This is a genomic window from Blautia sp. KLE_1732_HM_1032 (assembly GCF_025147905.1).
GTDB classification, from domain to species: Bacteria; Bacillota; Clostridia; order Lachnospirales; family Lachnospiraceae; genus Blautia_A; species Blautia_A fusiformis.
Window position 1 is genome coordinate 2,512,498 of record NZ_CP102266.1, and the last position, 21,183, is coordinate 2,533,680.

Annotated in this window: 19 protein-coding genes; 1 reads left to right on the forward strand and 18 read right to left on the reverse strand. The window is 45.2% G+C overall.

What is annotated here, in order from left to right:
* Positions 1-21 precede the first annotated feature (21 nt).
* From NQ489_RS12050 to NQ489_RS12060, 3 genes are read right to left on the reverse strand one after another with little or no spacing between them, the layout of a single operon-like run.
* Entirely contained in the window at positions 22-402 is a 381-nt protein-coding gene (locus NQ489_RS12050) for a prenylated flavin chaperone LpdD (RefSeq protein WP_021650678.1), read from the reverse strand.
* A complete protein-coding gene (locus tag NQ489_RS12055) occupies positions 387-956 on the reverse strand; it encodes a UbiX family flavin prenyltransferase (RefSeq protein WP_044960990.1) in 570 nt (189 codons plus the stop codon). Before NQ489_RS12055 ends, NQ489_RS12050 begins: the two co-directional genes overlap by 16 nt.
* The gene (locus tag NQ489_RS12060) at positions 953-2,419 is read right to left on the reverse strand and encodes a UbiD family decarboxylase (RefSeq protein ID WP_021650680.1); all 1,467 of its coding nucleotides are present in this window, start codon (positions 2,417-2,419) and stop codon (positions 953-955) included. The genes NQ489_RS12055 and NQ489_RS12060 overlap by 4 nt, the downstream gene beginning before the upstream one ends.
* A gap of 171 nt (positions 2,420-2,590) precedes the next feature.
* Between NQ489_RS12060 and NQ489_RS12065 the strand changes: the two genes are divergently transcribed.
* Positions 2,591-3,466: a LysR family transcriptional regulator gene (locus tag NQ489_RS12065; protein WP_021650681.1), complete on the forward strand. Its 876-nt coding sequence runs from the start codon at positions 2,591-2,593 to the stop codon at positions 3,464-3,466.
* Between the two features lie 10 nt (positions 3,467-3,476).
* On the opposite strand, the gene feoB is transcribed toward NQ489_RS12065, so the two are convergent.
* The 15 genes from feoB to NQ489_RS12140 all read right to left on the reverse strand — a co-directional run bounded on the left by feoB (position 3,477) and on the right by NQ489_RS12140 (position 21,009).
* Complete coding sequence (gene feoB / locus NQ489_RS12070) at positions 3,477-5,855, reverse strand: ferrous iron transport protein B (protein ID WP_021650682.1); 2,379 nt, start codon at positions 5,853-5,855, stop codon at positions 3,477-3,479.
* A 407-nt stretch (positions 5,856-6,262) separates the two neighbouring features.
* On the reverse strand, positions 6,263-7,708 hold the full coding sequence (gene glgA, locus NQ489_RS12075; protein ID WP_015524465.1) for a glycogen synthase GlgA: 1,446 nt from the start codon (positions 7,706-7,708) through the stop codon (positions 6,263-6,265).
* A gap of 58 nt (positions 7,709-7,766) precedes the next feature.
* Positions 7,767-8,573 carry a sporulation transcription factor Spo0A gene (gene spo0A / locus NQ489_RS12080; RefSeq protein WP_015524464.1) on the reverse strand — a complete coding sequence of 269 codons (807 nt, stop codon included), beginning with the start codon at positions 8,571-8,573 and terminating at the stop codon, positions 7,767-7,769.
* A 324-nt stretch (positions 8,574-8,897) separates the two neighbouring features.
* Positions 8,898-10,103: a SpoIVB peptidase gene (gene spoIVB / locus NQ489_RS12085; RefSeq protein ID WP_021650685.1), complete on the reverse strand. Its 1,206-nt coding sequence runs from the start codon at positions 10,101-10,103 to the stop codon at positions 8,898-8,900.
* A gap of 150 nt (positions 10,104-10,253) precedes the next feature.
* Complete coding sequence (gene recN, locus NQ489_RS12090; RefSeq protein WP_021650686.1) at positions 10,254-11,939, reverse strand: DNA repair protein RecN; 1,686 nt, start codon at positions 11,937-11,939, stop codon at positions 10,254-10,256.
* Positions 11,940-11,981: 42 nt separating this feature from the next.
* On the reverse strand, positions 11,982-12,443 hold the full coding sequence (gene argR / locus NQ489_RS12095; protein WP_021650687.1) for an arginine repressor: 462 nt from the start codon (positions 12,441-12,443) through the stop codon (positions 11,982-11,984).
* A 16-nt stretch (positions 12,444-12,459) separates the two neighbouring features.
* Positions 12,460-13,320 carry an NAD(+)/NADH kinase gene (locus NQ489_RS12100; protein WP_015524460.1) on the reverse strand — a complete coding sequence of 287 codons (861 nt, stop codon included), beginning with the start codon at positions 13,318-13,320 and terminating at the stop codon, positions 12,460-12,462.
* Positions 13,321-13,343: 23 nt separating this feature from the next.
* Positions 13,344-14,153 (reverse strand): TlyA family RNA methyltransferase, encoded by an 810-nt coding sequence (locus NQ489_RS12105; protein ID WP_021650688.1) that lies wholly within the window; start codon positions 14,151-14,153, stop codon positions 13,344-13,346.
* 84 nt (positions 14,154-14,237) lie between these two features.
* Complete coding sequence (dxs, locus tag NQ489_RS12110; RefSeq protein WP_021650689.1) at positions 14,238-16,124, reverse strand: 1-deoxy-D-xylulose-5-phosphate synthase; 1,887 nt, start codon at positions 16,122-16,124, stop codon at positions 14,238-14,240.
* 22 nt (positions 16,125-16,146) lie between these two features.
* Positions 16,147-17,034: a polyprenyl synthetase family protein gene (locus tag NQ489_RS12115; RefSeq protein ID WP_044960972.1), complete on the reverse strand. Its 888-nt coding sequence runs from the start codon at positions 17,032-17,034 to the stop codon at positions 16,147-16,149.
* Positions 17,024-17,242 carry an exodeoxyribonuclease VII small subunit gene (xseB, locus tag NQ489_RS12120; RefSeq protein WP_021650691.1) on the reverse strand — a complete coding sequence of 73 codons (219 nt, stop codon included), beginning with the start codon at positions 17,240-17,242 and terminating at the stop codon, positions 17,024-17,026. Before xseB ends, NQ489_RS12115 begins: the two co-directional genes overlap by 11 nt.
* Positions 17,242-18,447 (reverse strand): exodeoxyribonuclease VII large subunit, encoded by a 1,206-nt coding sequence (gene xseA, locus NQ489_RS12125; RefSeq protein WP_021650692.1) that lies wholly within the window; start codon positions 18,445-18,447, stop codon positions 17,242-17,244. Before xseA ends, xseB begins: the two co-directional genes overlap by 1 nt.
* Positions 18,444-18,920 carry a transcription antitermination factor NusB gene (nusB, locus tag NQ489_RS12130; RefSeq protein WP_015524454.1) on the reverse strand — a complete coding sequence of 159 codons (477 nt, stop codon included), beginning with the start codon at positions 18,918-18,920 and terminating at the stop codon, positions 18,444-18,446. Before nusB ends, xseA begins: the two co-directional genes overlap by 4 nt.
* A 32-nt stretch (positions 18,921-18,952) precedes the next feature.
* Positions 18,953-19,339 carry an Asp23/Gls24 family envelope stress response protein gene (locus NQ489_RS12135; protein WP_021650693.1) on the reverse strand — a complete coding sequence of 129 codons (387 nt, stop codon included), beginning with the start codon at positions 19,337-19,339 and terminating at the stop codon, positions 18,953-18,955.
* 80 nt (positions 19,340-19,419) lie between these two features.
* Positions 19,420-21,009: a peptide chain release factor 3 gene (locus tag NQ489_RS12140; RefSeq protein WP_021650694.1), complete on the reverse strand. Its 1,590-nt coding sequence runs from the start codon at positions 21,007-21,009 to the stop codon at positions 19,420-19,422.
* Positions 21,010-21,183: the final 174 nt, after the last annotated feature.

The following is a 21,183-nucleotide window of genomic DNA, read 5'->3' on the forward strand; positions in this document are numbered from 1 at the left end:
TTCCGGCCGTTCGTTACTCAACTACCGCTGCAGTCCTTCTATCACCATCTCTGTCAGACGCACAACACTTCCCTGCACCTCCCGGATCTCTTTCTCCGAAATACCATCCTTATGAAATCCCCCGGTGCAAACCACTCTCTTTCCCAGCTCTTTCGAAACCTGCTCCGCCATCCACCGGCAGATCACCTCGTCCTTATGTCCCGGAAAATTCAAAACTGAAGAAGTCGCACTCACAGAACCATCCCCTGTCAGAGACACTCTCGGTTCCGTCTGCACCACACATCCCAGATGAGGTCTCTCTCCGCCTTTCAGACAGATAAGCACATCCTCTCCAACAAATGCAGCACTGACCTCCAGCTTACAGCCTGCAGTCTCCACACACTCTTTTACAATCCATTCCATCTGCGATACTCCTTTGCTTCGATCCCAAACGGTTCCAAAAGCTTTGCCGCAATATGATACACCATATCATCAATGCTCTCCGGTTTATGATAAAACGTCAGCATCGGCGGAATGATCCGCACTCCCGGAAGCATGGAAAGCTCATAAAGATTTCGGAGATGAATCCCGCTTAACGGTGTTTCTCTGGCTGCCAGCACCAGTGTTCTCTGTTCCTTGACCGTCACATCTGCCGCACGCAGAATAAGATTATCCGCATAGCCACTGTGGATCCCCGCGATCGTCTTCATGCTGCAGGGCACGATCAGCATCCCCTCTGTTTTGAAAGAACCACTGGCCGGTTTTGCCCCAATTTCTCCCGGTGCACATACATGATCTGCCAATCGTTTCACATCCTCCGGTTCCAGCTCCGTCTCCTGGCGAAGAGTCAGCTCTGCACTGGAACTCATGATCAGATAAGACTCAAAATCCGGATTCTCCCGGATGATCTCCAGACATTTTACAAGGAGCGGCAGGCCGCTTGCACCTGTCGCACCAACTATAATTCTCTTTTTCATTTTTTCAGCCATTTCTCCGGATCCAGTTCCATAAAACGGGCTCTGTGAAAATCTTCCTTCAGATCATAAGGCACCGTACAGTCAAAAATAGTCTTGCATGCAATTCCATGATCACGGATACTTGGAGAAAATGCAGGATCATTGGACGGATCAAGAGGATGACAACGGACACCCGGAATGGTGATCACATCCACATCCCCCTGGAATCTCGTATTCATCGCCCAAAGTACATCATTCATATCAAAGCAGTCCACATCTTCATCTACCAGAAATACATTTTTCAGCTCACTAAAGGCGGAAAATGCAAGAAGTGCAGCCTGACGCTGTCTTCCCTCATCACTTTGAGAAAGCTTTTTAAACTGAAGGACAGCCATATACTTTCCACCTCCGGCACTGCTGCAGTATACGTTCTGAAGCCTTCCAGGCATTGCTTTTTCCACCATGCCATAGATGCTGGCCTCTGTAGGGATTCCCGCCATGGATACGTGCTCCTCACTTGGCCCGATACAGGTCTGCATGATCGGATTTTCACGATGTGTCACTGCTGTAACCTTGATCAGCCAGCACTGATCACTTGCAGGCCCTGTATATCCCGGAAACTCCGGCATGGCGTATCCGGTATTGCTGTTCTGATCTTCCTTTACACGCACACCCGGGATCACTTCTCCCTCGATCACGTATTCCGCATTGGCGATGGCACGCTCGTTAACGGTTAAACATTTACAGAGTTCCACCGGCTCTTTGCGCAGTGCACCGGCTACAGACAGCTCATCATACCCCAGTGGTGTTGTAGGCGGCTCAAAACAGGAACCGATCTCAATAGCAGGATCAACTCCGATACTGATAGAAATCGGCAGCCTTTGTCCCAGCTCCTCAGCACGCTCTGCCATTGCTCCGATATGTCTGGCACCAGGTGTAAAGAAAATGGAAAGCTCATCTTTTCCCTGAATGCAGAGACGGTGAATGGTCACATCGTGAACTCCAGTATCCGGGTGTGTGGCGTAGCACATGCCAAGTGTGATATACGGGCCCGCATCATCCGGTGTGTTCGTTGGCGCAGGAACCAGCTTATAGAGGTCAAAATCCGGATCTGCTGCCTTATGCACCACCTGCTGACACGGTGCATCGCCTTCAAGATCGACCGGTGGAATTGGATTCTCCACGCTTTTGCAGAGCATCTTTCCAAGATTTTCTGGCTGAGTGTCAAGTAAAGCAGCAACTCTTTTTCTGCTTGCCAGAAGACCGATAGCTACCCTTGCATCCGGGTGTCCTTTTATACGATTAAAGATCATGGCAGGTCCTTCCTTTGTGGGACGCTTCACCGTTCCACCGGCTCCTACATAACGATATACCCCTGCAAGCTCTGCCATCGGATCAACTTCCACCTCTGTTTCGATCAGCTGATCTGGCATCTGCTCCAGAAGTGCCAGAGCACTTCTCAGATCTCTTACTTTTTCTGCCATAAAAAACCTCCTGCGTTATCTTTATATTACTGTTCACTCCGTTCTCAGTAACATCTTTATTTTCTTATGTTATTTTATCTCTTTTTTACATGGTGAATCAATTCTTTCTATGATATAATTGTTTCCAATATGGAATGATTCGTCACTATTTTCTAAAAGGCAGGTGTTACCATGACCCTTGAACAGATCGACTATTTTATCTGTGCAGCTCAATCCCGGACTTTTTTTGATGCTGCAGAAGCTATGCATATCTCCCAGTCCTCCCTTTCCAAGCAGATCATGAAACTGGAAAAAGAACTGGAGCTTACCTTATGGGACCGCAGCAAGCGTACTGCTGTGCTTACTCCTGAAGGAGAGTTTTTTTACAAAGAAGCACTTAAGATTTCCAGACAGTATCATCGTTCTCTGGAAGCGGTGTACTATTTTAAGGACAGTAAGCTCCAGGCACTTCATATTGGAACACTTCCTTTTCTTTCTCAGTACCATCTTACTTCTGTGATACACAGTTTTTGTGATACACACCCGGAGCTTTCTTTTTCTCTGAAGGAGGTAGAAGACGAAGAACTTCTTTCCGGTCTTGAAAAAGACTTTTTTAATCTGATCTTTGTACGAAAACACATGATAGACCCGGAGCTCTATACTTTTCATGCTCTCACAGCAGACCGTCTGGTTGCTGTTTTTCCTGAAGCTCATCCCTCCGCGTCCAAAAAATCGGTCTCTCTTTCCGAACTGAAAAAAGAATCTTTTATCCTGATGCCTCCGCACACTTCCATTTACCGTTTCTGTATGCAAAGTTTTCATAATGCAGGGATCCACCCTCAGCTTCTGCGTACTGCCCGTGCAGAATCTATTGTCAGCGCAGTGGAAATTGGCGAAGGGATCAGTCTTCTTACAGAAAGCAGCTTTCAGTTCTTTCGTCAGCCTTCGCTTGTTGCTGTCCCGGTTAACGGACTGGAAAAGCTATCTATTGGAATTGCCCATAAAAAAAATATGGCTCTCACAACCTCTGCAGAATGTTTTCTGCAGTTTGTGAAAAGCCATATGTAAGGTATTTTTTCTATAATCCAAGCATCATTCCCACACCATGTACCGCAAACGCAACGATCCATGCAGTGGCACACTGTACTGCTACAATACCAGCGGCAGCTCTTACAGTTCCCATCTCCCGACGCACAGTTGCAATAGCTGCAACACAGGGTGTATAGAGCAAGGTAAAGATCAAAAATACGTAAGCAGTAAACGGTGTAAATAAAGTCTGAAGCAATGCCGTATTTCCGCCCAGAAGGACTGTCAGCGTAGACACAACGCTCTCTTTTGCCATAAAGCCCGTGATCAATGCGGTGGATACTCTCCAGTCACCAAAGCCCAGCGGAGCAAAAAGTGGTGCCACGATACTTCCGATCTTTGCCAGAAGGCTCTGATCTGTGCTGGTAACAAGGTTAAGACCTGCATCAAAGTTCTGCAGGAACCACACGATCAGCGTTGCCGCAAAAATAATTGTAAACGCTTTCTGGATAAAGTCCTTCGCCTTTTCCCAGATCAGCTGTCCTACACTTTTTGCAGAAGGAAGCCGGTAATTGGGAAGCTCCATGACAAACGGAACCGGCTCTCCCTTATATTTCGTCTTTTTCAGGATCAGCGCATACAGGATCCCGCAGAGAATTCCTGCAAAATAAAGGCTGATCATCACAACTCCTCTCCACTGCTTCGGGAAAAATGCACTGGTGAGAAGTCCGTAGATCGGAAGCTTGGCACTGCAGCTCATAAACGGAGTAATCAGGATCGTCATTTTCCGGTCACGTTCACTGGATAATGTTCTGGTTGCCATAATGGCCGGCACCGAACAGCCGAATCCGATCAGCATCGGCACAAAGCTTCTTCCGGAAAGTCCGATCTTTCGAAGGAGCTTGTCCATAACAAAGGCTACACGAGCCATATATCCGGTATCTTCCAGGATTGACAGGAAGAAAAACAAAGTAACGATCGTAGGAAGAAATCCGATCACGCTTCCGATACCGCTTAAAATTCCATCCACAACCAGTGACTGCAGTACTGAGCTGACACCTGCCACCTCCAGTCCCCTGCCAATAAGTGCAATTACCCCGTTCACGACCATAGTCATTCCGTCTGAAAGCCAGGCTCCCAGATAATTAAACGTCATCACAAATACAATTGCCATAATTCCCACAAAACAGGGAATTGCTGTATATTTTCCGGTAAGGATACGATCTATGGCGACACTTCGTTTATGCTCACGGCTTTCTGCCGGTTTTACCACAGTTTTCTCACAAAGCTTTTCAATAAAATTGAAGCGCATGTTCGCAAGAGCTGCCTCACGGTCCAGACCGCCATCCTTTTCCATAACATGTACCAGCCCATCAAGAACCTTTTTTTCACCTTCAGGCAAAGCCAGACGTTTTTCGATCAGAGAATCTTTCTCTACGATCTTCGTAGCTGCAAAACGTACAGGAAGTCCTGCTTTTTTTGCATAGGGTTCGATCAGATGAACGGCTGCATGGATACATCTGTGAAGTGCGCCTACCGGATCCTTCGGTGACTGATTGTCAGTACAGAAATCAATTCTTCCTGGTGCTTCTCTGTATCTTGCAACATGGACTGCATGATCGATCAGCTCATCAATTCCTTCATTCTTCGCTGCTGAAATAGGTACAACCGGAATTCCTAAAATCTCCTCCAGTTCATTGATCCGAACAGAGCCTCCATTTGCCCTTACCTCATCCATCATATTTAAGGCCAGCACCATTGGGATTCCAAGCTCCATCAGCTGCATGGTAAGATAAAGATTTCTCTCAATATTGGAAGCATCTACAATATTAATGATTCCTGTCGGCTTCTCATTCAGCAGAAAATCTCTTGTTACGATCTCCTCGCTGGAATACGGGGAAAGTGAATAGATTCCAGGAAGATCCGTTACCGTTGCCTCCGGATGCCTCCGGATGCTTCCTTCTTTCTTGTCAACAGTTACACCCGGAAAGTTACCAACATGCTGATTGGAACCTGTCAACTGATTAAAAAGAGTTGTCTTTCCACAGTTCTGATTACCTGCCAGTGCAAACGTGATCGGTTCCCCTTTGGGAATCGTATCACCGATCCGGTTCTTGCGATAATCTCGAGCCTTTCCAAGTTCTCCCACACCAGGATGAGCAATCGGCTGATGCCGTTCATTTTCTTTCTTCGTTTCCGTCATGGATTCGATCGATACGATCTCAATCTTTGCAGCTTCCGCCAGCCGCAATGTCAGCTCATATCCGCGTAGCACAAGCTGTACCGGATCTCCCATAGGAGCTGTTTTACGAAGAGACACTTCTGTCCCCGGTGTAAGCCCCATATCCAGAAGATGATGTCTCAGCTCCCCCTCGCCACGAACACTGATGATTCTGCCACACTCTCCAGTCTTTAATTTATCCAGTGTCATATTGTCACCTCATCATAAGTACAATTTACATGGTCAATACATATATCTGTATTATCCACTGGTACATCGTTTCGTAAATAACTATATCAATCGGATTCACAGACAAGTGAATGGTATAGTTATTTCAAAAACGATGCACTAATATAAATGTAACACAATTTAAGTTATTTGACAATAACTGATTAATCTGATAAGTTTCGTACAAATAATACCAATTCAAAAGTTATTTATCATTAACATTTATATTTTTTCTCACTTTAGCACAATTCCTGTTTGATAAACAAACACCTTCATATTTTTTGCAGACATACAATAACATCCATGTATATTCCCGCAATAAAAAAGCGCAAACGACATATTATCTGTCGTCTGCGCCTTTTTATTGCAAGAACCGCTTCGGTGAATCCTTACTCACCAATTAACCAATTGTACATTTCCTCATACTGACGTGCGGAATTGTTCCAGGAAAAATCTGCAGCCATCGCGCGATCTACCATTTTATTCCATTCACGTTTCTTGTCATAATATACACTCTCTGCATAACGGATCGTAGCAAGCATTTCATGTGCATTGTAATTTACGAAGGAGAATCCTGTTCCGGTTCCCTCGAATTCATTGTACGGGACAACTGTATCCTTCAGACCACCGGTCTCTCTGACGATCGGAAGAGTTCCATAACGAAGGCTCATCAGCTGGCTTAAGCCACATGGCTCAAACAGTGACGGCATCAGAAATGCGTCAGATGCTGCATAAATTCTGTGAGACATTGCCTCATCATAGTAGATCTGTGCAGATACCTTGCCATGATACTTCCAGTCAAAATGACGGAACATATTCTCATAACGTTCCTCACCGGTACCAAGAGCAACGATCTGAACCGCATCCTGACACAGTTCGTCCATGATATAAGCGATCAGATCAAATCCCTTCTGATCTGTCAGGCGGGATACAATACCGATCATCATAGCTTTCGGATCCTGCTCAAGTCCAAGATCTTTCTGAAGCTGGATCTTGTTCTTGATCTTCTCCTTGCGGAAGTTCTTTGCATTGTAGTTCTTGGTGATATTCGGATCTGTCTCCGGATTGAATTCATTGTAATCAATACCATTTACAATACCACGCAGGCTGTTGGCTCTCGCATTGAGAAGTCCGTCCAGCTTCTCACCATAAAACGGTGTCTTGATCTCTTCTGCATAGGTATTACTTACTGTGGTAATGGCATCTGCAAATACCATACCGCCCTTCAGGAAGTTTGCGTCCTTGTATGCTTCCAGTTTATCCGGCGCAAAGTAGTAATCGGAAAGGCCTGTGATATCCTTAACAGTCTTAACATCCCATACACCCTGAAATTTCAGGTTATGTATTGTCATAACAGTCTTGATTCCACGGAAGAATTCATTCTCCTGGAAAGAATCGTGAAGGTAAACCGGAACAAGTCCTGTCTGCCAGTCATGACAGTGGATGATATCCGGTCTGAATCCGATCACCGGAAGAACCGATAACACAGCTTTGGAAAAGAAAGCAAATTTCTCAAGATCCCATGGTGCACTGTCATATGGTTTCGGACCGCTGAAATAATATTCATTGTCAATGAAGTAAAACTGGATCCCGTCATACTGCATCTGCATAATGCCTACATAGCAGTTCTTAAATCCCAGATCCATATAAAAATGGGTCACATACTCCATTTTGTCTTTCCATTCCTGTTTCATGCAGGCATATTTCGGTAAGATCACGCGTATATCAAAATATTTTTTGTCAAAGCACTTAGGCAGTGAGCCGGCAACATCAGCGAGTCCTCCTGTTTTGATAAAAGGTACTGCTTCTGATGTAGCAAACAGAATTTTTTTCATCTGTATTCCCCTCCCTGGGTACACCCGTTTTTATTTATGATTATACTCCAAAATTCATCTAATTTAAAGACCGATTTTTATATTCTAGTCTGATTTTATCTGCGATCAGTGCTATAAATTCAGAATTCGTGGGTTTCCCTTTTCCGGTGCTTACAGTATATCCAAACAATTCATCAATGGTATCCATCTTTCCCCGGCTCCATGCCACCTCGATCGCATGTCGGATCGCCCGCTCCACTCTGCTCGGTGTTGTCTGATGGCGTTTCGCAATGGTTGGATATAATACCTTGGTAATGGAATTGAGCATTTCCATGTCATTGACAGACAAAATGATCGCATCCCTTAAATACTGATACCCCTTGATGTGTGCCGGAACTCCGATCTCATGAATGATATTCGTCACATCGGTTTCCAGATTCCTCTCCGGCTGAGGCTTTTTGGTTTCTGTGATACCTGGCCTTGCAATCTCCCGCACTCTTCTGTCCCCAATCTTCCGAATATGTTTGATCCGGTTTAAAAGTGTGGTGTTGTCAAAAGGCTTCAAAACATAATAGTCTGCTCCAAGACTGAATGCATCCTCTGTAATCCTCTCCTGTCCAATTGCAGATAATACGATAAACACTGGAACTTTTTTGACATTTGCGTTATGGGAAAATTTCTCCATAACGGAAAGGCCGTCCATCTTCGGCATAATGATGTCGAGAATCACCACATCCGGCTCCTTATCTTTGATTATGTTACAGATTTCTTCTCCGTTGTGTGCTTTTCCGACCAGTTCAAGGTCTTTATCTTCTTCGATCATCTGACCGAGCATGTCTGTCATTTTCGCGTTATCATCAGCAATTGCAACATTTAATTTGTCCATGAGGACCCTCCTAACTTCTATCTCCTTGGGTTTCCAGACATACCCCCTGTCACCACGGCAGTAACCGACACTGTTAGCTGCCTGCGCTTTCCCCTTGCTGGCGACAAAATTATTATAGTGGAAATCCTGTAGTAAAATCAAGATAAAAGTAGTTATTTTATCACACTTTCGTACGATATTTTTCGACATTTTTTCTCTTATATATCACAAAATTCACTAAAATGCAGGTATTTCCATCTGTATCCGGCATTTTTCCCCATATAAAAAAGAGGCACTTTTCCCGGACTTTTTCCATGTTTTTGTGCCTCTTTCCTCAACTGCAGATTATGCATTGCCTGTCATATTTTCAATAAAAATCCCATATCCGCCGGTAGAATCCTGCACAAATACATGAGTCACGGCACCAAAGAGTTTTCCGTTCTGAAGCACAGGACTTCCAGACATTCCCTGAACGATCCCACCTGTTTTTTCCAGGAGTTCTTTATCTGTGATCTGGATCACGAAGCTCTTATTAGAATCCTCATGGTTCATATCGATCCTGGTGATCTCTGCGGCATATTCTTTTACTTCGCCGTCTGTGCAGCAGAGAACAGATGCGGGTCCAATTTTCAGATCCTGTTTGTAACCTACAGGAATCTTCTTCAGATCCAGATTTTTCACCTGATCAGCATCCACAGTTCCAAAAATGCCGTTTTTACTGTTTTCGGAAATCTCACCCAGGATATTGTCAGCTTCGTATCGGATCAGGCCAGATAGTTCTCCGGGATTTCCTTTTTCTCCTTTCCGGATCCCCAGGATCTGGGCGTTGTAAAGATTTCCATCTGCGATACTTAAAAGTTCGCCGGTATCCACATCGCTGATCCCGTGACCAAGAGCACCGAACCCTCCATTTTCGTCCACATAAGTCAGGGTTCCGATTCCCTGTGTATCGTCCCTCACCCAGATGCCAAGCTTATAGTTTCCTTTATCATCTTTCACCGGCGTCAGGGACAGGGGAATCGTCTCTTTTCCCCGGCGGACCTTCAGTGTTACAGATTCTCCGCAAAGATCTGCAAGATCCTCCAGAAGATCCTGCTTGCACTGGATCCGGTTCTGATCAAAAGCCACAATATAATCTCCCGGCTTTACAATGTCCCGGGCCGGTTCTTCCATCTCACCACTTTCCGAAAGGATCTCGCCTGTATCAATGATCAGAACTCCTTTCGTCTGCATATAAATACCTACTGCATCTCCGCTTGCATATACTTCTTTTGCAGTTATATTTTTTACCTTCACATCCTTAAAAGGGATCACTCCCAAGAGTCTGCAGTGCAACTTATAGCTGTCTTTTCCTGAAACGGTGATCGCATCATCAAAGCTGATAAAAGGGCGTTTAAGAAGATTGGCTACTTCCCGGCTGTCCTCATGATCCACCAGGATCTGATCCGGGATCTTTCTGTCCAGAAGCCGGTAGCCCAGCCATCCCATCAGAATCAGATCCAGCGCAAGAAATACAAGGAGCCAACATCGATATTTTCTTTTTCTGTTCATCTTACGTCACATCCTTTGTAATTTTCTGATACAAGCAAATCCCCACCCACTGCTTATTGCTTTTCGCAACTGAAGCAGGAAACTGACTTGATTCGGTTAAAAAAGAGGACCGACCTTTCGGCCGTCCTCTCTTAGTATGTAACGTATAAATTATTTCAGTCTTGTATTTTTTTGTTGCTGTGCCAATTCCTTCATCTCTCTTGCATTTCCAAGAACAGCCGGCGTGATCTGGGCACCGCCCAGAAGTCTGGCAAGCTCACGAACAGATTCCTCTCCTTCCAGAGGATGGATCTGGGTGATGGTTTCTGTTCCTTCTACATGTTTCTCAATCTCAAAATGGGTATCTGCCATTGCTGCGATCTGTGGAAGATGTGTGATACAAAGCACCTGCCTGTGCTGTCCGATCACTGCCATTTTTTCAGAGACCTTCTGTGCAGTACGCCCACTGATCCCTGTATCGATCTCATCAAAGATCAGTGTATCGATCTGATCTTTATCTGCAAGGATCGCTTTGATGGCAAGCATGATCCTGGAAAGCTCACCACCGGATACGATCTGTCCCAGCGGTTTTCTGCTTTCACCTGGATTTGTGGAAATCTCATATTCCACCGCATCATAACCATTATCTGTATAATTTTTTCTGCGGTCAAAACGGATAGAAAAATTCACATCCTCAAAATTCAGTTCCTTCAATCCTTCGATAATCTTTTCATCCAGCTGCTTACTGTATTCTTTCCGTATCTCTGAAAGTTCATGCGAAGCTTCCTCAAGAATCTTTTCTGCCTGCATAAGTTTTTCTTTCAGTAACCGGAAATTTTCTTCGAATCTTTGAAGTTTTTCTAATTTTTCCTGCTGTTCCTTCTGATAAGACAAAATTTCATGGATCGTCTGTCCATACTTTGCCTTCAGACTATTGATCAGATCCAGTCTTTTTTCTGTTTCAAAAAAAGTTTCTTCGTCAAAAGTCAAACTATCCATATAAGAGGACAGATCACGGCAGAAGTCACTGAGAAGTGAATCGATTTCCACAAGAGCTTCCTGTAAAGGTGCAAGATCCTTATCGTAATCTGCAATTCTTGAAAACTCTTTCAGGGCATTTCCGGTCATATCTGCGGCGCCCTGTTCATATCCGGTCATCCCACGGACCATTTGTGCTGTTTCCATGATTCTTCTGGCATTGCTCAGCTTCCGATAGCGGTCCTCCAGTATTTCGTCCTCTCCTGGAATAAGAGCTGCCTCCTCGATCTCATTGATCTCAAATTCCAGAAAGGCTTTTTCACGGTTGCGCTGTTCCTCATCCATATCCAGTGCTTTCAGCTGATCCACATAGTCCCGATACTCCTGATAAGCTTTCCGGACCTTCTCCCTGGCAGGAAGGATCTGTTCTTTTCCATATACATCCAAAATAGCCAGCTGGCGGTCTCCATAAAGAAGTGACTGATGCTCATGCTGTCCGTGAATGTCCAGAAGACAGGCTGCTGCTGCTTTCATCTGGCTGACAGTACTTGTCTCTCCGTTGATCTTGTTGATACTTCTGCCGTCCATGATCTTGCGGGACATCAGCACCTGTCCGTCTTCCGGATAGATGTCAAGCGCCGCAAGGGACTCTCTGGCTTTCGTGTTTTCAACCTGAAACAGCAACTCTACCAGGGCATAGGAAGCATTTTCACGAATCATGCTTCTGGAAGTTTTTCCACCCAGGATAAGCTGTATGGATCCTAACAGAATGGATTTTCCGGCTCCGGTCTCACCAGTTAAGATATTTAAGCCTGGTCCGAATTCCACCTCTGATTCCTCTATCAGTGCAAGATTTTTTACATGCAGATGTACTAACATTGATTTCCTTTCTGGTATAAAGCATTTACATATTCTGTCATTTTATTTTCCTCTGGATAAGATCCCGCCAAGCTTCTGAACTACACCCGGTGCCTGTTCAGAGGTTTTCACCACACACATAATGGTATCATCTCCGGCAATACATCCCAGGATTTCCGGCCATTTCATGGCATCAAGAGCTGCTGCTGCCGCCATGGCCATTCCCGGAATTGTTTTTACCACTACGATATTCTGTCCGATGTTCATAGCGATCACTGCATCTTTCAGAACTCTGGAATATTTATCACTTAACACATCCGGTGTATGTTCTTCCAGGATCGCATATCTGGACTTTCCGTTGCTGCCTGCAACCTTTGTCATTTTCAGAGCACGGATATCTCTGGATACGGTAGCCTGCGTAACCTTAAAACCGGCCTCATTCAGTCTTGCCGCAAGTTCTTCCTGTGTATCGATCTCGTACTGACGGATCAGTTCGATAATTTTTTCATGTCTTGCTACTTTCAAAATTGAACCTCCTGCATCAGCTGTTACTCATTTTCTGTCTCAGAACCTCCACAAAGCTCAGATGGTTCAGCTTGAGGATTTTTGTCCTGACTGTGGCTTTCCGGATCACGATCCGATCACCGGTGACCATGGATATCTGGGTATCTCCGTCGAAAGAGGCCACCGCTTTCTCAATGGTATTATGTCTTCCCTCACCGATCTCTACTGTAACTGCCTCTTCCCCGGAAAGAATGATACTTCGGGTATTCATGGTATGGGGAGCGATGGGGGTCATGATCATCATACTGGCACTGGGAGAAACCACGGGACCTCCCGCTGACAGACTATATCCGGTAGAACCGGTCGGAGTGGAAATGATGATACCATCTGCATTGTATGAATTCATATATGCATCATTAACATAATTCTTGAAACGGATCACACGGAGATGTCCTTCTCTTCCGATCACAATGTCATTTAATGCGATATCTTTTCCAATAAGTTCTTCTCCCCGATAGATCTTTCCTTCCAGCATCATACGATCTTCCAGCTCATAGTCATCTGACAGAAGCCGATCCAGAGCCGGATACACGGAATTTTTATCCACCTCGGCAAGAAATCCCAGAGTTCCCAGATTGATTCCAAGAAGAGGGATATCCAGATGCACCACATCCCTTGCAGCCTGCAGAAGTGTTCCATCTCCACCCAGCACAATAATGCACTGTGTATCCTGCGGAATCCCATCCGGGTCCGTATAATGATACGGTCCTTCCATTTTTTCGGTGATCTTCTGCACATGACACCTGGCACCATGCTTCTCCAGATAGGCAATGATCCTATTAGAAAATGTCAGTTCCGGATCCTTGGCACTGTTTGGAATTATATAAAATCTGTCCATATTGCTTCAGTCCTTTCCAAACATCAGTCCAGCTGTCCGTGGGCTTCCTTTACCACATCCTCTACGGATACGTCAAGACTCACAGGTACTTCTGTTCCTTCCGGATGTTTCTTCAGATGAAGGAGATATTCAATATTTCCTTCAGGTCCCTTGATGGGAGAAAAGGAAAGATGACAGGGCTCCATAAAAATGCTCATGGCATAATCTCTGACTTTCTCAATGACTTCTTCATGGACCTTCGGATCACGGACAACGCCTTTTTTTCCGACTTTTTCTCTGCCGGCCTCAAACTGAGGTTTGATGAGACATACGATCTCTCCGTCCTCTGTGAGAAGGTTTCTTACAGGAAGAAGCACTTTTGTAAGGGAGATAAAAGAAACATCGATCGAAGAAAATGCTGCCGGACCTTCCAGATCTTCCGGTACCACATAGCGGATATTTGTTTTTTCCATGCATACAACTCTTGGATCATTCCTGAGTTTCCAGTCCAGCTGTCCATATCCCACATCAATGGAATAGACTTTGACCGCTCCGTTCTGAAGCATACAATCTGTGAAACCACCGGTGGATGCGCCTACATCCATGCACACCTTATCCTTCAGTGTCACGCCAAAATTTTTCATGGCTTTTTCCAGCTTCAGTCCGCCTCTGCTGACATAAGGAAGAGTCTTTCCTCTTACCTCCAGCTTGACAGTCTCAGCAAACATGGAGCCAGCCTTGTCTTCCTTCTGACCGTTGACATATACTTCCCCGGCCATGATATACGCTTTTGCTTTTTCGCGTGACGGTGCAAGTCCCTGTTCCACCATCATGATATCCAGTCTTTTTTTCATATTATCCTCCAACAGCCCGGCTCTTTATGTGCCGGGCTGTAAAATGCCTCACAGCTTCGTATTCTTCTGCAAAGGCTATGTCCTTTATTTTCTGTTATTCACAAGATTTTCCCAGCTCTGTTCTACCGCATCCAGGATTCCCTGTACATTTAAACCTATTTTCATTCGCTGACGGTCCACCGTTCCATGCTCAATAAAATGATCCGGTATTGCCAGTGGAAGAACTCTTACTTCCGGATGACAGGCTTCCATATAAGCAGATACATGTTCTCCGAACCCACCGCTTTTTACATTCTCCTCCACAGTGACCAAAAGACTGTGGTTCTGTGAAAGCCGATCAAGAAGCTCTGTATCCAGAGGCTTTACAAAACGGACATTGACAAACGTAGCTCCTGCTATTTTGTGATCTCTTATCTCTTCACAGACCTTCTGACAGACAGAAACCATGCTGCCAACCCCGAGAACTGCAATCTCACTGCCTGGAGTGATCACTTCACTTCTGCCCTTCTTAAGTGGCTCATGACATTCTTCCATATCGGTACATGCCGATCCTTTCGGATATCGGATCGCACAGGGACCATCCAGCTCTTCTACTGCAAATTTCAACATCTCCTCAAGCTCTTTTCCATTCTTGGGAGCCATAACTGTCATATTGGGAATCATGGACAGATAGGATAAATCAAAGCATCCATGATGTGTTTCACCATCTGCTCCGACAAATCCTGCCCTGTCAATGGCAAAGATCACATGAAGATCCTGCATACATACATCGTGAAGGATCTGATCGATTCCTCTCTGCAGGAACGAAGAATATACCGCAAAAACCGGGACCATTCCCCCAAGTGCCATGCCTGCCGCAAAGGTTACTGCATGTTCTTCCGCAATACCCACATCAAAAAAACGCTCCGGGAATTTCTTCCGGAATCGGTTCAGTCCGGTTCCATCTGGCATAGCAGCTGTAATAGCAACTACTTTTTTGTTCTTCTCTGCCAAAGAACATATTGCACCGGAAAAATGATCCGTATATGTCGGCGCTGTTTTTGCTGTAAGGGGTCTGCCACTCTGGATGTCAAAAGGACCTGTTCCGTGAAAACGCTCCGGATGGGAAGATGCCGGTCCATAGCCTCTGCCTTTTTCTGTAAGGACATGGACAACAACCGGTCCCTCCACTCTCTTTGCCTCATTAAAAAGCTTCATCATCTGGCGCATATTATGACCATCTACCGGTCCCAGATAAGTCAGCCCCATATTTTCAAAAAGCATTCCGGGAATGATCAGTTGCTTGATGCTGCTCTTGGTCTTTCGGACCGTATCTACCACGGCGGTTCCAACATGGGGAATCTTTTTGAGTGTTTTTGTCACGCCGATCTTCATTCCTGTATAAGTCTCAGCTGTACGCAGAGCGCTTAAATAGGTGGACATTCCTCCTACGTTCTTGGAAATAGACATGTTATTATCATTGATGATAATAATAAAATTAGTCTTCAGCTCAGCCGCATTGTTCAATGCTTCATAAGCCATCCCACCGGTAAGCGCACCATCTCCAATCACGGAAACCACATGGTATTTCTCTCCCATCAGGTCTCTGGCACGGACATAGCCAAGTCCTGCGGAAATGGAATTGGAACTGTGTCCGGTATCAAACGAATCACAGTTACTTTCATTCCTTTTTGGAAAACCGCTTAAACCTCCTTCTTTACGAAGATCCTTAAAGCCGTCTTTTCTTCCTGTAAGGATTTTATGTGTATAAGCCTGATGTCCCACATCCCAGATCAGCTTATCCTGTGGAAGATCAAGCACATTATGCAGAGCAAGAGTCAGCTCCACCACACCCAGATTGGATGCCAGATGGCCACCTGTCTCACTTACACTCTGGATCAAAAAGCTCCTGATTTCCTCAGCAAGGCGCGGAAAATCCTCCAATGAAACTTTATGAATATCATTTGGCTTTTTAATTTTTTCCAGAATCATTTGTACCCTTCCTTTGTTCTTTCTATTTCCTGCGGCTGACAAGACTTTCCACAAGAAGATCCAGAAATCCGTTCTTCCTGTCAAGGTCGTCTAAAAGTTCTACCGCATGGTCAGAAAGTTCTTTAACCCTGCTGGCTGCTGCCGGGGCTCCAACAAGGCTTACATAGGTAACCTTGTTGTTTTTTTCATCACTGTGGATCGGTTTTCCCAGTTCCTCCTGGGTACTGGTCACATCAAGGATATCATCCTGGATCTGAAAAGCCAGCCCGATGTTTTCTGCAGCCTGCTCCACAACCTTAAGTTCTTTCTCAGATGCCCCTGCCAGCACAGCACCGGTCATCATGGAAGCCTCGATCAATGCGGAGGTCTTGTTTTTGTAAATATAATCCAGCATCTTGTGTTCCAGAGGTTTCCCATCATTCTCCACATCAACACTCTGTCCACCAAGCATACCGTTGATGCCGGTCTTATCTGCAATAATCCGCATAGCGGCTATCACACGGTCTTTATCCTCGGTCAGATCAAAGGCGGAAAGCATCACTTCATAAGCTCTGTTAAGGAGTGCCACACCGCTTAAAACGCCCATGGCCTCTCCGTATACTTTATGTGTGGTCAGCCTTCCCCTTCGGTAATCATCGTTATCCAGTGCAGGGAGATCATCATGGATCAACGAATGTGTATGGATCATCTCCATAGCCGCCATAAAAGGCTCACAAAGCTTATCCTTTCCTCCAAACAGCTCGTAGGTTTCCCTGATCAGGATCGGGCGGAGTCTCTTTCCACCTGCCGTCATACTGTAATTCATGGCCTCTGCCATGGTTTTTGCAAAACCGGATTCTTCCGGAAGATATTCCCGGATCACATGTTCTGCTTCTTCTGTTCTTCTTTTCAGTTCTTCTTTAAAATTCACGAAATGTCCCATCCTCATTCATCTGAAGCATCTTTTTTTCTACAGTATCCAGTCTTCCGTTCAGATCCTTTAGGAGCTCCATTCCCTGTCTGTAGAGGCGGAAAGACTCCTCAAGAGGTGTTTCTTTATCCTCCAGCTTCCGGGCAAGCAAATCAAGCTCCCCAAAAGTATCTTCTATGGATTTCTCTTCTTTCTTTGCTTCTGCCATTATCGCTCTTCCTTCCTGATGCGATCCGCAACTGCTTCTATGACTCCATCGGTTACTGCAATGGAGATCCTGTCACCTTTTTTTATCTGACTGATCTCTGTCACCGCATGTCCGTCTGAGTCGGACACAAATGCATATCCTCCATTTAGCTTTCTTAATGGAGAAAGTCCCTCAAACCGCTGGATCCATATTGCCAGTTCATGTCTTTTCTCTGTAAGCTTTTGTTCCATGGAAGAACGCAGGCATTCCTCTAGCTCCGATGCATACTGACGTTTTTCACGTAACATGGACTCCGGGCTCAGATACTGGAATCTGTTCTCATAGGCCTTAAGTTTTGCGGCAAAAAGTTCTGTCTTACTGTTCATGGCACGCTGCAGACGGTCTCCGTACATATGAAAACTCTCCAGAACACTGCGAAAATCATCCACTGCCAGCTCTGCTGCAGCAGATGGTGTAGGTGCCCGCAGGTCTGCTACAAAATCCGCAATGGTAAAATCCGTCTCATGTCCCACTGCCGAGATCACCGGTGTCCTGCACTCAAAAATAGCACGGGCAACGCTCTCCTCGTTAAAGGCCCAGAGATCTTCAATAGAGCCACCTCCACGGCCGACGATGATCACGTCCACCCCTGCTTCATCCAGCATCCGGATTCCCTTTACGATACTCTGCGCCGCTCCCTCTCCCTGCACAAGTGCCGGATAAAGGATCACCTGCAGATATGGATTCCTTCTGCCTGCAATATTGCGGATATCCTGTACTGCTGCACCAGTAGGTGCTGTCACCACGCCAAGGGTATGAATAAAATGAGGAATGGGCTGCTTATATTCCTGTGCAAACATCCCCATATCCTCAAGTTCCTGTTTCAGTGCCAGATACCGTTCATAGAGGGCACCAGCACCTTCCAGTGTGATCTCTTTTGCATAAAGCTGATAACGCCCGTCTCTCTCATATACGTCTACAATTCCGCCTGCAACTACCTTATCCCCGTCCTTCATGCGAAAAGCAAGACCTCTGCGGTTTCCCGCAAACATCACACAGCTTAATGTGCCTGTTTCATCCTTCAGGGAAAAATAAATATGTCCGCTGGTATGGTATTTACAGTTGGATACCTCTCCCTTTACATAGACTTTCCGGAGAAAGTAATCCTGGGTAAACATATTTTTGACATAATGGTTTACCTGACCGACAGAATAGACGTTTCTCATGCGTTCTCTTCCGGGGCTTCTGCTGCCTTCTCTTCTGTGTCAGCAGTCTCCTCCTCGTTTTTCTTCTCATCCTTCTCAGATGCGATCTTACCCAGTACTCCATTTACAAAGGAGCCGGAAGCATCTCCGCCAAATCTTTTGGCAAGTTCTACCGCTTCGTTGATAGCTACTCCTGTCGGTACGTCTGCATCATATTCCATCTCATATACTGCCAGACGAAGTGCCGCAAGATCCACACGGCTCATACGCTTTGTCTTCCATCCACGGCTTGCACTGTTCAGCTGTGCATCGATCTCTTCCAGATGTTCTTTCACATGTGCGTACTTCTTCTTCATATATTCCTGGTCCTGTTCTGAAAGTTCTCCAAGACCTTCAAAATAAAGAGAGAGCTGTTCTGTCATCTCTTCTTCTGAATTAAACTCTGTCATAAACATAAGTTTAAATACATGTTCTCTCTGTTCTCTTCTTCTCATAATTTCCTCCTAAGACGGAAAAAAGGAAAGGTTTACTTTCCTTTTTCGTTCTCCATATCCACGCTGGCAATATGAATATTTACATCTGCAACCTCAAGTCCTGTCATATTCTCAATAGCGGATTTAACCTTCTCCTGAACCTTCTTGCTTGTCTCAAGAATGTTTCTGCCATACTCGATATTCAGTGACAGATCCACGGTAACGACTCCTTCCAGAATGGTTACTCTCACGCCCTTGGACAGATTCTTCTTTCCAAGTTTACTTACCAGCTCATTGGTGATATTTCCTGCCATGGAAGCAACTCCATCCACATCTGTTGCTGCAAGTCCTGCAACGATCGCAACAACCTCATCTGCAATGTGAACTTCACCGATTCCGTCCAAATCCTGTATCTTATATGTTGTTCTTTTTTCTGCCATGGGAAACCCTCCTACGGATATAATATTTTTGTTCGTAATTTTATACTATTATATCAAAAAAAGTTATGAAATAAAAGGGCTTATTTACTGAATTCTGTCAGTACCAGATCAGGGTTTCTGTCCTCAACCATGCCAACACTCCATGCATTGACAAAGAGCAGCAACGGATTTCCCTTAAGGTCTGTGACTTTCTTCATATCAGAAGTTCCCACGATCTTGTCTACTTTTACAATCTCCTTGTTGGCAATCCAGCGGATATGCTCATATGGAAGTGTTTCCAGGCGGATATCTACATTATACTCATTCTCCAGACGGTATTTCAGGACATCAAACTGCAGGATACCGACAACACCCACAATAATCTCTTCCATACCGGTGTTAAACTCCTGGAATATCTGGATCGCACCTTCCTGAGCGATCTGGTTGATACCTTTTACAAACTGTTTTCTCTTCATGGTATCGATCTGACGCACACGTGCGAAATGCTCCGGCGCGAAGGTCGGGATCCCCTCAAAGGCAAATTTCTTTCCAGGTGCGCAGATGGTATCTCCAATAGAAAAAATACCCGGGTCAAAGACACCGATGATATCACCTGCATAAGCCTCCTCCACAACATGACGGGATTCTGCCATCATCTGCTGCGGCTGAAGAAGTCGCATCTTCTTGTCTCCCTGCACATGATAAACCTCTTTGGTCGCATCAAACTTGCCTGAACAGATCCTCATAAATGCGATACGGTCTCTGTGAGCCTTGTTCATATTCGCCTGGATCTTAAATACAAAGGCTGAAAAATCATCACTCATAGGATCTACCGGTCCGCAGTCTGCAGTTCTCGGAAGCGGAGAAGTGGTCATCTTCAGGAAATGCTCCAGAAACGTTTCCACACCAAAGTTGGTAAGAGCAGAACCGAAAAATACCGGTGTCAGCTGTCCTTTGCTAACCTCTTCCTGAGAAAACTCCGCACTTGCGCCATCCAGAAGCTCGATTTCTTCCATCAGCTGCTCTTTCTGCTCAGGATCCATGACCTCATCTGCACGGGGATCATTAATATCAATCTCTTCTATCACACCTTCCTTGGTGCCCTTCTGTGTATCGGAGAAGGTAAGGATCTTCTTTGTATTACGATCAAACACACCCCGGAATTTCTTACCGGAACCGATTGGCCAGTTGATCGGACAGGTTGCAATACCAAGCTCTTTTTCAATCTCATCCAGAAGATCAAAAGTATCGTTGGCATCTCTGTCCATCTTATTGATAAAAGTAAAGATCGGAATGTGTCTCATAACACAGACCTTGAAAAGCTTACGGGTCTGTGCCTCAACACCCTTGGATCCATCGATGACCATAACTGCTGAATCCGCAGCCATCAATGTACGGTAGGTATCCTCGGAGAAATCCTGATGTCCAGGTGTATCCAGAATGTTTATACAATATCCGTCATAATGGAACTGAAGAACGGATGAAGTAACGGAAATACCTCTTTCCTTCTCGATCTCCATCCAGTCTGATACTGCATGGCGGGCCGTAGCCTTACCCTTTACACTTCCGGCCAGATTGATGGCCCCTCCATACAGCAGAAATTTTTCTGTTAATGTTGTTTTACCAGCATCCGGATGAGAGATGATGGCAAATGTTCTTCTTTTTTCTATTTCTTTCGTATACTTCGACACGTGAGCCTCCTGTATATTCTCTGATATCTCTATTTTACTATAACCTTTCCTATTCTAGTATAGACAAGGCTTTGCTGTCAAGGCAATTCAGTCGTAAATTCCCTCTGTATCAATAGTCTGATCGTTCTGGATATCTGCAGCCGTCTCTGCGTCCTCAGATGTTTGATCCGCCGG

Excerpts from the sequence above, each read along its gene's own strand:
- dxs (WP_021650689.1), bottom strand. The coding sequence starts at position 16,124 with ATGATTCTGGAAAAAATTAAAAAGCCAAATGATATTCATAAAGTTTCA.
- nusB (WP_015524454.1), bottom strand. The coding sequence starts at position 18,920 with ATGAGAAGAAGAGAACAGAGAGAACATGTATTTAAACTTATGTTTATG.
- NQ489_RS12065 (WP_021650681.1), top strand. The coding sequence starts at position 2,591 with ATGACCCTTGAACAGATCGACTATTTTATCTGTGCAGCTCAATCCCGG.
- NQ489_RS12060 (WP_021650680.1), bottom strand. The coding sequence starts at position 2,419 with ATGGCAGAAAAAGTAAGAGATCTGAGAAGTGCTCTGGCACTTCTGGAG.
- NQ489_RS12100 (WP_015524460.1), bottom strand. The coding sequence starts at position 13,320 with ATGGACAGATTTTATATAATTCCAAACAGTGCCAAGGATCCGGAACTG.
- NQ489_RS12105 (WP_021650688.1), bottom strand. The coding sequence starts at position 14,153 with ATGAAAAAAAGACTGGATATCATGATGGTGGAACAGGGACTTGCACCG.
- recN (WP_021650686.1), bottom strand. The coding sequence starts at position 11,939 with ATGTTAGTACATCTGCATGTAAAAAATCTTGCACTGATAGAGGAATCA.
- xseB (WP_021650691.1), bottom strand. The coding sequence starts at position 17,242 with ATGGCAGAAGCAAAGAAAGAAGAGAAATCCATAGAAGATACTTTTGGG.
- spoIVB (WP_021650685.1), bottom strand. The coding sequence starts at position 10,103 with ATGAACAGAAAAAGAAAATATCGATGTTGGCTCCTTGTATTTCTTGCG.
- NQ489_RS12055 (WP_044960990.1), bottom strand. The coding sequence starts at position 956 with ATGAAAAAGAGAATTATAGTTGGTGCGACAGGTGCAAGCGGCCTGCCG.
- xseA (WP_021650692.1), bottom strand. The coding sequence starts at position 18,447 with ATGAGAAACGTCTATTCTGTCGGTCAGGTAAACCATTATGTCAAAAAT.
- feoB (WP_021650682.1), bottom strand. The coding sequence starts at position 5,855 with ATGACACTGGATAAATTAAAGACTGGAGAGTGTGGCAGAATCATCAGT.
- NQ489_RS12050 (WP_021650678.1), bottom strand. The coding sequence starts at position 402 with ATGGAATGGATTGTAAAAGAGTGTGTGGAGACTGCAGGCTGTAAGCTG.
- spo0A (WP_015524464.1), bottom strand. The coding sequence starts at position 8,573 with ATGGACAAATTAAATGTTGCAATTGCTGATGATAACGCGAAAATGACA.
- glgA (WP_015524465.1), bottom strand. The coding sequence starts at position 7,708 with ATGAAAAAAATTCTGTTTGCTACATCAGAAGCAGTACCTTTTATCAAA.
- NQ489_RS12135 (WP_021650693.1), bottom strand. The coding sequence starts at position 19,339 with ATGGCAGAAAAAAGAACAACATATAAGATACAGGATTTGGACGGAATC.